Source organism: Kitasatospora sp. NPDC058190, assembly GCF_042883685.1.
Lineage (GTDB): Bacteria > Actinomycetota > Actinomycetes > Streptomycetales > Streptomycetaceae > Kitasatospora.
Map to the genome: position 1 here is coordinate 43170 of NZ_JBHVVI010000028.1, position 15056 is coordinate 58225.

The 15056-nt window shown below is 73.8% G+C and carries 11 protein-coding genes; 1 reads left to right on the plus strand and 10 read right to left on the minus strand.

Going from position 1 to position 15056, the window contains the following annotated elements; translation table 11 throughout:
* Positions 1–3: 3 nt before the first annotated feature.
* Together ACFVWU_RS15725 and ACFVWU_RS15730 are read right to left on the minus strand one after the other, a co-directional pair.
* Positions 4–489: a DUF1453 domain-containing protein gene (locus tag ACFVWU_RS15725; RefSeq protein WP_387620363.1), complete on the minus strand. Its 486-nt coding sequence runs from the start codon at positions 487–489 to the stop codon at positions 4–6.
* 157 nt (positions 490–646) lie between these two features.
* Positions 647–2758 (minus strand): type IIA DNA topoisomerase subunit B, encoded by a 2112-nt coding sequence (locus ACFVWU_RS15730; protein ID WP_387620366.1) that lies wholly within the window; start codon positions 2756–2758, stop codon positions 647–649.
* Between the two features lie 538 nt (positions 2759–3296).
* Here ACFVWU_RS15730 and ACFVWU_RS15735 point away from each other — a divergent pair.
* Positions 3297–3527, plus strand: a complete 231-nt coding sequence (locus ACFVWU_RS15735) for a hypothetical protein (protein WP_380611973.1) — start codon at positions 3297–3299, stop codon at positions 3525–3527.
* A gap of 216 nt (positions 3528–3743) precedes the next feature.
* Here ACFVWU_RS15735 and ACFVWU_RS15740 read toward each other — a convergent pair whose 3' ends face one another.
* The 8 genes from ACFVWU_RS15740 to ACFVWU_RS15775 all read right to left on the minus strand — a co-directional run bounded on the left by ACFVWU_RS15740 (position 3744) and on the right by ACFVWU_RS15775 (position 14403).
* On the minus strand, positions 3744–4541 hold the full coding sequence (locus tag ACFVWU_RS15740) for a S1 family peptidase (RefSeq protein ID WP_387620447.1): 798 nt from the start codon (positions 4539–4541) through the stop codon (positions 3744–3746).
* Between the two features lie 339 nt (positions 4542–4880).
* Complete coding sequence (locus ACFVWU_RS15745) at positions 4881–6527, minus strand: RNA polymerase sigma factor (protein ID WP_387620369.1); 1647 nt, start codon at positions 6525–6527, stop codon at positions 4881–4883.
* Positions 6528–7061: 534 nt separating this feature from the next.
* Entirely contained in the window at positions 7062–7994 is a 933-nt protein-coding gene (locus ACFVWU_RS15750; protein WP_387620372.1) for a FadR/GntR family transcriptional regulator, read from the minus strand.
* 147 nt (positions 7995–8141) lie between these two features.
* Entirely contained in the window at positions 8142–9047 is a 906-nt protein-coding gene (locus tag ACFVWU_RS15755; RefSeq protein WP_387620375.1) for a hypothetical protein, read from the minus strand.
* A 3-nt stretch (positions 9048–9050) separates the two neighbouring features.
* Positions 9051–10706, minus strand: coding sequence for an ATP-binding cassette domain-containing protein (locus tag ACFVWU_RS15760; RefSeq protein ID WP_387620378.1), 1656 nt, complete (start codon positions 10704–10706; stop codon positions 9051–9053).
* A gap of 211 nt (positions 10707–10917) precedes the next feature.
* The gene (locus ACFVWU_RS15765) at positions 10918–11199 is read right to left on the minus strand and encodes a hypothetical protein (protein ID WP_387620380.1); all 282 of its coding nucleotides are present in this window, start codon (positions 11197–11199) and stop codon (positions 10918–10920) included.
* A gap of 142 nt (positions 11200–11341) precedes the next feature.
* Positions 11342–12100, minus strand: coding sequence for an NUDIX domain-containing protein (locus ACFVWU_RS15770; protein WP_387620383.1), 759 nt, complete (start codon positions 12098–12100; stop codon positions 11342–11344).
* Positions 12101–12279: 179 nt separating this feature from the next.
* Complete coding sequence (locus tag ACFVWU_RS15775) at positions 12280–14403, minus strand: glycogen debranching N-terminal domain-containing protein (protein WP_387620450.1); 2124 nt, start codon at positions 14401–14403, stop codon at positions 12280–12282.
* Between the last annotated feature and the right edge of the window lie 653 nt (positions 14404–15056).

Consider the following 15056-nt stretch of genomic DNA (forward strand, 5'->3'; position numbering starts at 1 on the left):
GGATCAGTGCAGGACGGCGGTCACCTGCGCGGGCTCCAGCGTCCGGGCCCTCCAGTTGACCACGAGCGAACGGACCAGCAGCAGGACCGCCATGCCGAGCATCAGCGAGCTGCCGGCCTGGTGGACGCCCAGCGCCGAGCCGATCGCGTACAGGCCGATCCGGATGGCGATCATCCCGCCCCAGGCGGCCAGGGTGACCTTGGTGCCCTTGACCAGGACGGCACCGTCCGCGGCCCGCCAGATCCGGACGGTCCAGCCCCAGACGGTGCCCATCGCGAGCACGGCGACCAGCCCGACGGCCAGCAGGGCGGCCGACAGCACGGTGTGCTGGTGGTCGATGATCTGCGGATCGCGCAGCGCGAGCACGCCCAGGATCAGCGGCAGCAGCCAGAACCGGCGCTCGGTGTCCAGGCGTTGGACGCGCATCTGGCGCTGGACCACCAGGACCACCACCGCGGCGATCACGAGGAGGTTGGCGAGGGAGCTCATCGGAGTTCTCCGTCCCGAGGAGAGGCTTGTTGCTGACCTCTCCGACGCTACGGATCCGACGGTTCCCGCTGATCGGAGCCGGGGTGGACCCCGGGTGGAACCCGGAACGCGAGGGCCCTCCACCCGTGGGTGGAGGGCCCTCGCGCACTGCCCGGGATCAGGCGTCGATGCGCGAGCGGTCCAGGGTGGCCGCCGAGTCCACGATGAACTCCTTGCGCGGGGCGACGTCGTTGCCCATCAGCAGGTCGAAGATCCTCTCGGCCTGCTCCAGGTCGCCCAGGTTGATCCGGCGCAGCGTGCGGTGGCGCGGGTCCATGGTGGTCTCGGCCAGCTGGTCGGCGTCCATCTCGCCCAGACCCTTGTAGCGCTGCACCGGCTCCTTCCAGCGCATCCCCTTGCGCTGGAACTCCAGCAGGGTGGAGCGCAGTTCGGCGTCGGAGTAGGTGTAGTGGTACTTCTCCTGGCCGCGCTTGGGGTTGGTGAGCTCGATCCGGTGCAGCGGCGGCACCGCGGCGAAGACCCGGCCCTGCTCGACCATCGGCCGCATGTAGCGGTGGAAGAGGGTCAGCAGCAGGGTGCGGATGTGCGAGCCGTCGACATCGGCGTCGGCCATGAAGATGACCCGGCCGTAGCGGGCCTGGTCGATGTCGAAGGTGCGGCCCGAGCCGGCTCCTATGACCTGGATGATCGCGGCGCACTCGGCGTTCTTGAGCATGTCGCTCACCGAGGCCTTCTGCACGTTGAGGATCTTGCCGCGGATCGGCAGCAGCGCCTGGAACTCGGAGTTGCGGGCGAGCTTGGCGGTGCCGAGCGCGGAGTCGCCCTCGACGATGAACAGTTCGCTGCGTTCGACGTCGTCGCTGCGGCAGTCGGCCAGCTTGGCCGGCAGCGAGCTGGTCTCCAGCGCGGTCTTCCGGCGCTGGGCCTCCTTGTGCTGGCGGGCGGCGACCCGGGTGCGGGCGGCCGCGACCACCTTCTCCAGCACGGCCCGGGCCTGCAGCTTCTGGTCCTTCTTGGCCGAGGTGAGGAAGGCCTTGAGCTCCTTGGCGACGACGGCGGCGACGATCCGGTTGGCCGCCGAGGTGCCGAGCACCTCCTTGGTCTGGCCCTCGAACTGCGGCTCGGCGAGCCGGACGGTGACCACCGCGGTGAGGCCCTCGGTGGCGTCGTCCTTGGTGATGTCGTCCTCGGCGACGCGCAGCAGCTTGCTGGCGCGCAGCACCTCGTTGACGGTCTTGGCCAGCGAGCGCTCGAAGCCGGTGACGTGGGTGCCGCCCTTGGGGGTGGCGATGATGTTGACGAAGGAACGCAGGGTGGTGTCGTAACCGGTGCCCCAGCGCAGCGCGATGTCCACCCCGAGGTGGCGGGTGACCTCGGTGGGGGTCATGTGGCCGAGCTCGTCCAGGACGGGCACGGTCTCCTTGAAGGTGCCCTCGCCGTGCAGCCGCAGCACGTCGGAGACCGGCTTGTCGGGGGCCAGGAACTCGCAGAACTCGGCGATGCCGCCGTCGTAGTGGAAGACCGACTCCTCGACCTGCTCGCTCTCGGTGAGCCGCTCGTCACGCACGACGATGGTCAGGCCGGGGACCAGGAAGGCGGTCTGCCGGGCGCGGTTGTGCAGGTTCTCCAGGGAGAGCTTGGCGTCCTTGAGGAAGATCTGCCGGTCGGCCCAGTAGCGGATCCGGGTGCCGGTGCGGGTCTTCGGCACCTTGCGGCTCTTGCTGAGGCCGTTGGCCGGCTCGAAGGGCGAGTCCGGACCGGCCTCGGTGAAGATGCCGGGGGTGCCGCGGCGGAAGCTGATCGCGTGGGTGTGGCCGCTGCGGTCGACCTCGACGTCCAGGCGGGCGGAGAGCGCGTTGACGACGGAGGCGCCGACACCGTGCAGACCGCCGGAGGCCGCGTAGGAGCCGCCGCCGAACTTGCCGCCGGCGTGCAGCTTGGTCATCACGACCTCGACGCCGGACAGCCCGGTCTTGGGCTCGACGTCGACCGGGATACCGCGGCCGTTGTCGCGGACCTCGACCGAGGAGTCCGGGTGCAGCACGACCTCGATGTGGTCGCAGTGGCCGCCCAGCGCCTCGTCCACGGAGTTGTCGATGATCTCCCAGAGGCAGTGCATCAGGCCGCGGCTGTCGGTCGAGCCGATGTACATGCCGGGGCGCTTGCGGACCGCCTCCAGGCCCTCCAGGACGAGCAGGTGCCGCGCGGTGTAGTTGGAACCGTCGTCGCCGGCCAGCAGCGCGGACGGCACGGTCGTTTCGGCACTCACGCGGCACTCTCCTCGGTGAAGTTCTGTCTCATCGGTCACATCCGGACGCATCCGGACCAACCGCCAGTGCAGCACGCCGCACCGACAGTCGTCGCTCTGTGTGCTCACACCCCTGCGCCGGGTGCACAGCACGGCGGGCCGGTCCCGCGCAGCTTGTACGCGCTGCGCGAACAAGGACCGCGCCCGGGTGTGGGCCCCGGGGGCGCCATCTCCTCCCGGTACCACCGGTCCTGGCGGATCGTGGGGTCCGGCGCAGCCTCCGGAACTGCCGTTATGCAGGCTACCGGGGCCCGGGACGGGGCTTATGCTCCAACCCGGCAGAGGATTATGCTACGCGGACCTCGGACCCGATCCCGATCGGGCGTTCGAGCGACGGGCGGATCCCGGGATTCGGCACGCATGAACCACCGACGCCCGGGGCACGTCCTCATCAACACAGCAGAATCCTCAGAGAAGAAAAGCCACGAGCGGGAACGTTTTCGGCCTGGTTGGATGTTGACCCTGGTACGACAGCTCGTCGAGCTAGAGAAGAGGCGACGTGACTACTGTTCTGACACCTGCGAGCCCGCTCACCGCGGCTGACCGCTGCGACCGCTGCGGCGCCCAGGCCTACCTGCGCGTCGTACTCGCGAGCGGCGGAGAGCTGCTCTTCTGTGCCCACCACGGCCGGAAGTTCGAGCCCGAGCTCAAGAAGATCGCCGTGGAGATACAGGACGAGAGCGGCCGTCTCACCAGCACTACCGCCACGGCCGCAGAAGACGAGCGCTGATCCCAGGCGCCGTAACCAGCAGCCAGCGTCGAGCTGTGTCCGATCGCGCACCGCGCGCGACCGGTGAGCCGGGTGGCCGGACCCTTCGGGGGTCGGCCACCCGGCTCAGCTGTTCTCCGGACGCTTCTCCCGCGTTCGCCCCCGGAGCACCGCCGCGGAGTCGGCCGGACCCGAAACGGCGTCAGAACGTCACCGCGCCATCACTCGCGGCGACGCTCACAGCGCCGAGCGCACCGCGTCCGTGACCGAGGACACCCGGGTGTAGACGCCGGGGTGGCCCGCCTCGGCGCAGCCCGTCCCCCAGGACACCAGGCCGACCAGCCTGCCGCCGACGATCAGCGGGCCGCCGCTGTCGCCCTGGCAGGCGTCCTTGCCGCCCTTCTCCTCGCCCGCGCACACCATGCCGCGGGCGTCGAACTTGCCGTCCGGCCCGCCCGGGTAGGCGTGCGCACAGGTCTGGTCCGGGACCATCGGCACGTCCACCCCGCGCAGCACCGGCGAGTAGTCGCCCCGCCCGCTGGTGTCGCCCCAGCCGTACACCTGCGCCCTGGTCCCGGCCGCGTACGGCGCGCTCTCGCCCTGGCCGACCAGCTCGACCACCGGCCGGGCGCCCTGGGAGTCGGCGAGGGTGATCACCGCGATGTCGTTCATGTTCGCCGCGAAGTTGTAGTCGGGGTGGACCCAGACCGACTGGACGGCCACCTCGTGGCCGGCCGAGCCGCGCATGTCGTCCCGGCCGACGATCACCTTGAGCCCTGGCCGGTCCACCCGCCCCTTGGCCTCGTCGTAGAAGCAGTGCGCCGCCGTCACCACCTTGGTCGGGGTGACCAGCGCTCCCCCGCAGAACTGGCCGGAGCGCCCGCTGCCGAACTGCTGGCGGCTGGCCAGCGCCACGATCCACGGATGGTCGGCGGTGCTCACGGTGCTGCCGCCGACCACCCGGCGCTGCGCCTCGGCCGGGCCGGCCGCACCGAGGGCGACCAGCGGGACGGGCACGGTGGCGAGCAGCGCCAGCGCGGCGGCCCGTCGGCGGCGACGGCCCGTCCGGGCGGCGGCCGGGTCGGCCCGGGGCGGGGCGGGGGTCGGCAGATCAGCGCGGTCCGGGTCGGTCAGCACCGTGACTCCAGAAGGCTCGGCAGCAGGCAACCGGCACAGCGTAGGTGACCGACTACGGTACGCGACCGCTTCCGGTGACGCCGCCACCCGGACGAGCGACAAGCACCACTCGGACGCTGACGAAGCCGGCGCCGAACAGCCCGAAGGCCCGGAACCGTGCGGCCCCGGGCCTTCGTTGCGCGCTGTGCTCGCGGCGCTCGCTCCGCCTGCCGTGGGCGAGCGCCGTCGTACGGCCGATCAGTCCAGGTAGTCGCGCAGCACCTGGGAACGCGACGGGTGGCGCAGCTTCGACATGGTCTTCGACTCGATCTGGCGGATGCGCTCACGGGTGACCCCGTACACCTTGCCGATCTCGTCGAGCGTCTTCGGCTGACCGTCCGTCAGGCCGAAGCGCATCGAGACCACGCCGGCCTCGCGCTCGGAGAGGGTGTCCAGCACCGAGTGCAGCTGCTCCTGGAGCAGGGTGAAGGAGACCGCGTCGGCCGGGACGACCGCCTCGGAGTCCTCGATCAGGTCACCGAACTCGCTGTCGCCGTCCTCGCCCAGCGGGGTGTGCAGCGAGATCGGCTCACGGCCGTACTTCTGGACCTCGATGACCTTCTCAGGGGTCATGTCGAGCTCCTTGGCCAGCTCCTCCGGGGTGGGCTCGCGGCCCAGGTCCTGGAGCATCTGGCGCTGGACGCGGGCCAGCTTGTTGATGACCTCGACCATGTGCACCGGGATGCGGATGGTGCGGGCCTGGTCGGCCATGGCGCGGGTGATCGCCTGACGGATCCACCAGGTGGCGTACGTCGAGAACTTGTAGCCCTTGGTGTAGTCGAACTTCTCGACCGCACGGATCAGACCGAGGTTGCCTTCCTGGATCAGGTCCAGGAAGAGCATGCCGCGACCGGTGTAGCGCTTGGCCAGCGAGACCACCAGGCGGAGGTTGGCCTCCAGCAGGTGGTTCTTGGCCCGGCGGCCGTCCTCGGCGATGATCTCCAGCTCGCGCTTGAGCTTCGGGGCGAGCTTGTCGGCGGCCGAGAGCTTGTCCTCGGCGAACAGGCCGGCCTCGATGCGCTTGGCGAGCTCGACCTCCTGCTCGGCGTTGAGCAGCGGGACCTTGCCGATCTGCTTCAGGTAGTCCTTGACCGGGTCGGCGGTGGCACCGGCGACGGCGACCTGCTGGGCCGGCGCGTCGTCCTCGTCGTCGTCGGAGAGGACGAAGCCCTCCGACTCCTCCTCCGGGCCCTCGGCCTCGGCCTTGTCGCCCGGCAGCGCGACCTCCTCGAGCAGCTCCTCGTCGCCGAGCAGCTCCTCGTCGCCGCCCTTGCCGGCCTTGGCCGTGGTGGTCTTCTTGGCGGCGACCTTCTTGGCCGGCGCGGCGGTCTTCTTGGCCACGGTCTTCTTGGCCGGGACGGCCTTCTTCGCCGGAGCCGCCTTCACCTCGGTGACCGAACCGGTCGCCTCGTCGACGGTGATCTCGGCGGAGACCGTGGGGGCGGGGGCCGCGGCGGCGGCCGCGACAGCCGGAGCCGCGACGGGCGCGCCGGGGGCGATCCGCACGGGCGGCTTGGTCGGGGCCGACGGGGCGGCCGGGGTCCGGGTGGTGACAGCCTTGGTGGCGGTGCGCTTGGTGGGGCTCTTGGCAGCAACGCTCTTGCGCTTGGCGCCGGCCGGCTCGGCCGCGCTGACCATGAGGTCCACCCCCTCCTCAATCAGCACCTGGTTGAGGCTGCGCATGACGTTCTTCCACTTGGTGACCGGGATCTGGTCCGCCTCGAACGCCTGGCGCACGTCGTCACCGGCGATCTGCCCCTGGGCCTTGCCCCGCTCGATGAGCGCCAGCAGAGCCGCGGACTCGGCGATCTCGGGGGGAAGCGAACGGGATGTGCTGGCCGACACGAACAACCTCTCGGACGATGAGTGGACTCGAACCCGTACCGGCCGCCCGAGCGGGCGGGGAAGGAGATCGCGCGCCGGACGCGCGGTGTCGATTCCGACCGACTCGGGCTTGAGGACTGGGTTTGCAGGACGGCAGCAGCGCCGCGGACCAACACAGCATTCTGACATGTTGGAGTATTCCGGAGCTGCTTCCGCTCAGGACACATCGCTGCTACTCGTCAAGTGTTACGCATGGCCTTCGTGTCGCGGGTCACACCGCTCGGCGCCCACGGCCCGGGGGCCTGGATCCATCATCGCGCACTCGCTCCGCAGTTGATTGTCATGGACGGGGCATGTGGTCGGAGGGCTGCGACGGCGCGGGACCGGGCCGTCGTCCCGCGGGCCCGGACGGCGAGGCCGGGGCCGGGTGACCGTCGCGGGCCCTCGGACCGCCACCGCTGCGCAGAAGCCCTCCGGCTGCGCCGCACGGTGCGGCCGGAGGGCCCTGGAGGAGCGGGCCGCGCCCGGCGTGCCCGCTCGTCGAGAACAGCCCGCTCAGTGCTCCCGGGGCGCGGGGACGGAGGGCTCCATCTCGGGGTGGACGGTGAGCAGCGCCCGCATCGTGGCCTCGCCGGCGGTGCCGTCGCCGGCGCCCAGCGCGTCGACCAGCCGGGCGTGCAGGCTGACCGAGGACTCGGAGGGCCGCTCACAGGAGATCGCCGGGCCGCCCGAGACCTGCAGGGCGCAGGAGACGATCCCGGACAGGTGCTCCAGCATCCGGTTGCCGGCCATCTGCAGGACCAGGCCGTGCAGCTCGGCGTCGGCCCGGGTGTAGGTGGACAGGTCGGCCTGGGCGGCGGCGTGGCCCATGATCTCGACCAGCTCGACCAGCCGCTGCTGGACGTCCTCCCGGCCGTGGCCGGCCGCGAGCCGGGCGGCCAGCGGCTCGATCGCCCAGCGGAGCTCGAACAGCTCCCGGCGCTGCTCGTCGCGCTGCGGGCCGAAGGCGCGCCACTCGATGATGTCCGGGTCCAGCAGGTTCCAGTCGCTGACCGGGCGGACCCGGGTGCCGACGTTCGGACGGGCGCTGACCAGGCCCTTGGCCTCCAGTACGCGCAGCGACTCGCGGACGACGGTCCGGGACACCTCGAACCGCTGGCCGATCTCCTCGGGCACGAGCGGACGGTCGGCACCGAGGTCGCCGGAGACGATCATCTGGCCGAGCTGCTGGACCAGCTGGCCGTGCAGGCCGCGACCGCGACTGCTGGTGGTCTTGCGGCCGACCCGGGCGATGTCGGACTCGGCGCCCTCCCAGCGGGGCGCCGGCGGCGTCGGCCGGTCGGCGTACGAGAAGCGGTCCAGGTCGCCGGAGCCGGGGATGGGCCCTTCGGCGGAACGGGCGGGGGTCATGGTGGGGTGCGCAAGGGTACTCACGCCTCCTTTGTCGGCGATCGGCAGGCGCAGCTTGAGAATTCTCGTGAAAAGCACACGAAAGGGTGATCGACCGTGACTGGATAATTGACTTCTTATCAGGAAGAACCGCACATTGCGGTCACTGCTGGTCGATCTTGGTGGTTCGGGGCGGTCGGCCGGTTGCCCACGGTGCCTGCGCCGCCTGCGGTCCCGCTGCGGGCGCTACAGCGCGCGGCGGCGGGCCTGGACGATCAGGGCAGCGAGCAGCAGGGCCGCCAGCGGGGCCACGACCGCCGCGAGAAACACCGGGTCCGTCAACACCGGGCTGCCGACCGCCGCCCCGCGCGCTGCCCCGTACACCAAGCCGTAGGCCCACTCGATGCCGGACTGGAACGGCAGCAGCTCGGCCCCCCGGCCCGGCCACGGGCGACCGGTCCAACGCAGCAGCAGGACCACGCCGGACTCCAGCAGCGGCGGCAGCGCGCACAGCAGCAGCACCCCGGCGGCGGCGCTGCGGGTCAACGAGGCGGTCAGCACACCGGTCCAGCCCGCCACCACGGTCAGCAGGACGAAGGCCAGCAGCGCGGCCGGCACCCCGTGCCCGGCCAACAGTGCCAACGGGGCGAACACCCCCGGCAGGTCACCGAGGGCGTTCAGCCCGGCGGCGGCCAACGCCCCGGACGCGTGCCCGGAGAGCGCGGCCGGGTCCGACCAGGCCGCCACCGTCACCCCGGCCGGCAGCGCGAGGTGCACGGCCACCGTGTCGAGCAGCAGGGTGGCCAGCGCCAACAGCGCAGCCACCGGGGCGACCACCAGCAGCTTGGCCAGCAGCAGCCGCACCCGGCGCGAGTACGCCACCTGCGAGGCCGCCAGCCCCGGGTGGCGCACCTCGTGGCCGTACGAGAGCGCGCCCAGCACGCCGGCTCCGAGCGCCGCGAAGGGCAGCGGGATCAGCGGGACGGCGGCGGTCAGCAGCCGCACCCCGGCCCGCCCGGCCAGCTGGCCGGGCGGGGCCTGGCTCGCCAGGACGGCGGCCACGACGGCGTCGCAGAGCAGTACGGCGGCGAGCAGCAGCCAGGTGGAACGCAGGCCGCGCAGGCGGCGCAGCTCGTAGGCCAGGACACGCACGGTTCACTCGCTCCGGTGGTCGTCGGGGGTGGTGGGGGCCTTGCCGGTGGTGAGGCGGCCGAGGCGGACGGTGTCGTCGGTGAGCAGGTCGGCGGCGCTCTGGCGCCGGCGCGAGGGCTGGGCCTCGATGCGGGCGGAGTCGTCTGACCAGGCGGTGGTGCCGGTCGGGGCGGTGGTGCTCGCCTGGGCGGTGGCGTTTGCCGGGACGGCGGTGCTCGCCCGGGCGGTGGCGTTTGCCGGGACGGCGGTGCTCGCCCGGGCGGTGGCGTTTGCCGGGGCGGCGGTGCTCGCCCGGGCGGTGGCGTTTGCCGGGACGGCGGTGCTCGCCCGGGCGGTGGCGTTTGTCGGGGCGGCGGTGCTCGCCCGGGCGGGGTCCGGCGCCGGGGCGGGCTGGTCGCGGACGAGCCGGTCCAGGGCGACGGTGGGGGCGGGGTCGGCCCGGTCGGCGGCGACCGCGCCGAGGGTCGGGAGGGCGGCCGTCACAGCGGCGACGGGCAGCGCGCGGGTGGGCAGGGAGGCGTCGTCCCGGGAGCGGCCCCGAGTAGCGGGCTCGGCGACCTCGGGGTGGTGGGTCGGCTCGGGGTGCGGGTCCGAGTGCGACTCAGCATGCGGGTCGGGGTGCGGGTCCGAGTGCGACTCAGCATGCGGGTCGGGGTGCGGCTCCGGGTGCCGGTCCGCACTGGGCTCGGGGCTCGGCTCCGCTTCGGGGGCAGGTTCGGCCGTCTGCCGGAGGCGGAGCCGGCCGGAGCGCCCGGAGGGGGCCGGCAGGGCGGCTCGGGGCGCCAGCTGCTCGACCACCCGGTCGGCCAACTCGTGCAGCAGGATCCCGTGGCGGTAGGCGAGTTCACCGATCTCGGTACGCTCGATGCCCGCCACCGCGAGGCCCGCGCCGCCGTCCCGGCGCACCTCGGCGCCGTGACTGACCAGCAGATCGGCCAGCCGCGCCATCTGCGGACCCCGGACGGCGACTTCGGGGCTGAGCCTGGTCCGGCAGAACTCCGAGACCGGCTGGTCGGCCACCAGACGGCCGCGGTCCAGGGTGACCACCCGGTCCGCCAGCCGCGCGGCCTCCTGCGGGGTTCGGGTGGTCACCAGGACCGTCCCGCCCGCGACCGCGAAGGAGCGCAGGAAGGAGTGGAACCACTCGACGTTGCGCGGCGACAGGCCCTCGGTCGGCGCGTCCAGCAGCAGTGTGCCGGGATCGCCGAGCAGCGCGGCGGCCAAGGCGAGCCGGCGGTGCATGCCAGGCGAGAAGATACGCAGCCGCCGCCCGGCGACGGCGGCCAGCCGGGTCTGCTCCAGCAGCTCGTCGGCGCGTCGCGCGGGGACACCGACGGCCGCGGCCAGCATCCGCAGGTGGCCGGACGCCTTGCGCCCCGGGTGCCCGGCCACTGCGGCGGCCCCCTCCCCCGGCCCGGGCAGCAGCACGCCGACCTCGCGCTCGGGACGGCGGATCCGCCGGTAGGGGCGGCCGTTGAAGAGCGTGATGCCCTGGCCGCGTTCCAGTTCGAGCATCAGCCGCAGGGCCGTGGACTTGCCCGCCCCCTCGTCACCCAGCAGAACGGTCACCATGCCGGGCCGGGCGTCGAAGGTCAGATCGAGTACGGCGGGCGGGGAGCCCTTGCGATACACCCTGGTCAGTCCGGTGATCTGGATCATCGCTGGCTGCTCCCATGCCCTCGGCCGACCTGCTCGACGCCAGCACATTAGGGGTCAGCACCGCCGATTCCGGGCATTACCGAACCGCCACGGGCCCACCGGCCGCCCGCCTCACCCGATCAGGGGACAATCCGATCCTGCGATTCACGGGCGCGCGTGTTCCGGGGGCCGCGGCCGTCGGCGCCCCGGCCGGTGGCCGTGGCCGTGGCCGTCACAGGAAGTCCGAGGCTCCCGTCGGGAGCGGCTGGTCGAGGCACTCCCCCTGGTACTCCTCGACGGCGGCCTTGCCCGCGACGGCGATCTCGGCCAACTGCTCCTGCTCGGCGTTCAGCGTCTCCTGCACGGAGGCGATCGTCGCCGGATCGGCATGCGCGGCCTTCAGGGCGGCCAGCTGCCGCTCGGTTCTGCTGGTGGTCGCGATGAGACTCTTGCGGTCCGCCACCAAACTCTCGATGCCTGCTCGCTGTCTGGCACAGATATCCTCGGCGGCCATCACGGGGCTCCCTGGGTCCAAAGTCCTCCGGTCCGGCGACCGAAGCGTCCACCGACACTGTGCGTCGGCGGCACCGCATCGGCCTCCGGACCGGGGCCGTTCGGCGGCCCCGCGCGGAGACGGCTCCGGGGCCCCAGGGTGCTCAGGACTCCGGGCGGAGCATGGGCGGGTTGAGGACGGTCGCGCCGCCCGCCGTGAAGAGCTGGGCCGGGCGGCCGCCCTGACGGGTCGTCGTGCCTCCCGAGGGGAGCAGGAAGCCGGGGGTGCCGGTGACCTTGCGGTGGAAGTTGCGCGGGTCGAGGACCACACCCCAGACGGCCTCGTAGACGCGGCGCAGCTCGCCGACGGTGAACTCGGTCGGGCAGAAGGCGGTCGCGAGCGAGGAGTACTCGATCTTGGAGCGGGCGCGTTCCACGCCGTCGGCCAGGATCAGGCCGTGGTCGAAGGCGAGCGGGACGCCGTCGACCGGGCTCTCGCCGAGGAGTTCGCCGACTGGGGCCCAGCGGGCGCTGCTGGCGTCACCGCCGGCCCGGGGTGTCGGGAGGTCGGGGGCGAGCACCAGGTAGGCGACGCTGACCACGCGCATCCGGGGGTCGCGCTGCGGGTGGCCGTAGGTGGCGAGCTGCTCCAGGTGGGCGCCGGCCGCACCGGGGCCGACCGCGTCGTGGCCGGGGGCGGAGTGGGCGCGCAGGCCGGTCTCCTCGGCCAGCTCACGGGAGGCGGCTTCGGCCAGGCCCTCGTCCGGGCGGACGAAGCCGCCGGGCAGCGCCCAGTACCCCTGGTAGGGCGGCTCGCCCCGTCTGACCAGCAGGGCGCAGAGCGAGTGGTCGCGCACCGTCAGCACCACCAGGTCAACCGTGACAGCGAATGGGGGAAAGGCCGACGGATCGTAACGCGACATGCCGACGATCATAGTCGTCTCTCTGACGATAAGCACAGGCCCGTACACGGGCTGCGCAGCGCCGTCGACCGCGCCCGCCCGGACACGGTTCGCGCACGGGCGGGCGCGGTGCTGGCGGGGCGGGCACGGCGCCGACAGGCAGGCCCGGGGCCGACAGGCCCGCGCGGTCGGGCCCGGTGTCAGCGGGCCACCAGCTGAAGGTCCGCTGAGGCCTCCTCCACCATCGCCACGCCGATCCGGCTGACCCTGACCGAGAAGGGCTCACCCGCCACCCGCAGACCGGTCAGCTCCAGTTCGCCGAGCGGAGCGGTGCTGGCCGGGCGGACCAGCACGCGGCCGCCCGGAACGTCGGGCCGGACCCCGGCGAGCGCGAACACCGCGTGTGCGGCTCCGGCCGCGGAGACCGCCGCCGGACGGCAGGCGGCGGGGTGCGGCACCGGCGGGCAGCCGGGGGTGCGCTGCTCCCCCGCGTACATCTCCGGCAGCCGACCCTCGAGGTGGGCGGACGCTGCGAGCAGGCCCTCCAGCAGAGTGCCGGCCTCGTTCTCGTGGCCGGCCTCGGCGAGTCCGGCGATCGCCAGCGCCGTCTCGTGGATCCGCACCGCGCCGCCACGATGGCCCAGCGGGTTGAAGCGGGGGGACTTGGCGCTGAGGGTGCGCAGGCCCCAGCCGCTGTCGAGCTCCGGCGCGACCAGACGCTGGGCGAGCAGCCTGGTCTGCTCGCGGTCCAGCAGGCTCTCGTGCCGCCCGCCGTCGTCGGCGAGGCCTGTGTCGAGCAGGTGCACCAGGGAGGACGCGACGGCCGGCAGCGGCTGACCGCCCGGGGCCAGTCCGGCGGCGGGGCGGCCGCCGGAGAGGTCGTCGATCCAGAACCGCTCGCGGAAGCGGACGCGCAGCCCGGCGGCCCAGTTCCGCCAGTCCTCGGCGCCCGTGCGGCCGAAGGCCTCCAGGAGCTCGGCCCCGTGCAGGGCGGCGCGGTGGGCCTGCGCCTGGACCTCCGCGCGCGCGGCCACCGGGTGGGCGGCGCGGTCCTCCACCGGGCGGCTCAGGTCGGTGACGAAGCCGTCGACCAGCCCCTCGCGCAGGGTGGCCAGGGCCCGCTCGGCGGCCGGGAGCAGGTCGGCGACCTCCCCTCGGGGCAGCCCCCAGCGCCAGGCCTCGGCCAGCACGGTGACGAACAGCAGGGTGGCCTCGGTGGCGGTGCAAGTGGGCGGCAGCTCCGGGCCGCCGTGTCGCAGGGCGCCGGGCAGCAGGCCCTCGACCCGCCCGGGAGCAGGGGCGAGCTGCTGACGGCGGGCCAGCGCGCGCAGGGTGCCGGCGGCGAGCCGGGTGCCGAGCGGGAGGGTCAGCCGGGCGGCCCAGAGCGCGTCGGCCGGGGCGAGGCCGAAGCGCCAGGGCGCCCCGGAAGCCGGGTAGAGGTCCGTCGGGCGGTCCGGGTCGGCGAACAGCAGCCCGCCGAGGGCGTCCAGCGAACGGGAGACCAGCAGGGCGGCCCGGACGTCGTCGCTGCGCACCTCCGGTTCGGCCCAGGGCAGCGGGACGCCGGTGCCGCGCCCACCCGGCGGGCGCGGGCCACCGGGGGCGCTCTCCAGTTCGGCACGCAGCTCGACCGACCAGCGGGCGCCGGGCTGGACCTCCAGGTCCCAGCGGAGCACTCCGGCCCCGGCCAGGACGGCGTGCGGGGAGGGCTTGGCGCTGACCACGGCGCTGTGCACCGGGCCGGCCCAGCGCAGCCCGGCGGACTGCACCTGTCCCGGAAGGTCGGGCGGGCGGTGCCCGGCGGCGATCTCGGCGACCGGGCCGAGGTCGGTGCCGAGGGCGATCTCCAGCGGCAGCCGGGCGGGTCGGGCGCCGGTGTTGCGCACGGTCACGGTCTCCACGCCGTCCGCGTGGCGCAGCCGTTCGACGGTGAGCGCCGGGTCCGGGTCGAGGTCGCCGGGCAGGCGGACGGCTCCGAGGAAGCGGGCCTGGGCCGCACTGGTCTGGGTGCCCTGGAGCGGCAGCGGCTCCATGCCGCCGAGCCGCAGCTCCATCCGGGCGACCACCCGGACGCCGTTGCGGTAGAAGCCGTGCAGTCCATGGCCGCGCAGCTGGCCGTCGGGTCCGGAGGCGGCCATCGCGGGGGCGTTGACGCAGAGCACCGCATGGTGGACGGCCGGGGGCTGGGGACGCGGCGGGGCCGCGGGCCGGCCCTGGGCGACGGGTGCGCCCGTCGGCCCGGACGCCGGCATGTACTCGGGTCGGCCGGCCGGTCTGGGCGCGCCGACCACGCTCTCGGCCGGCGTGGCCTGTAGTGGCCTCATGGCGGTCACCGGACTCTCCTCCCCTCGGCGGTCCGGTGGCCGGTCAGGGCCGGTGGGCCGCGAGCATGCTCGATCGCGTGCTGATGGTGCCGAGCCGACGGGGTTTCTCCCGCCGGCGGTGTTCCGTGTCTGGCCGTACCCGACGGTGGGCCGTGCCATGCGGCGTGCGGTACCGGGCCGGTACCGGCGCGCCACACCTCCGCGCCGGGCACGCCATCGTGCCCGGCCACGCCGTCAGGTCCGGTGCCCGGGCCTGACGGTGACGCCCTGCCGGGGACGCCCCGGTCGTGGCGCCCCACCCCCCGTGGCCCGCGCCCGTCGGGCCGGCGGTCTCGCTCGGCAGGTCCGCACCGCCGGGCGGGCGGCTGCCCGGAACCGGGCGCCGGTCGGACACCGTACGGGCGCAGGGCCCCCGGGGTGAACGCCGCACACCGCCGCCAGGTCACGCCCCGCCGTGGCGGTCGCCGGTCACACCCGGCCCGCCGGGCCGTCGCGTCGCCGCCCCCGGCCTCCGCCGGGTCGTTGCTCAGGGCCTCGCCGCGGGCCCGTCACCGTCCATGAGCTGAGGGCGGCTCCGGTGCCGCTCGGAGCGGTGGGCTCGGCCGCCGCAGGCCGCCCGACCGGGGGGCGGTCGAACCGGTGCTCGACCGGCG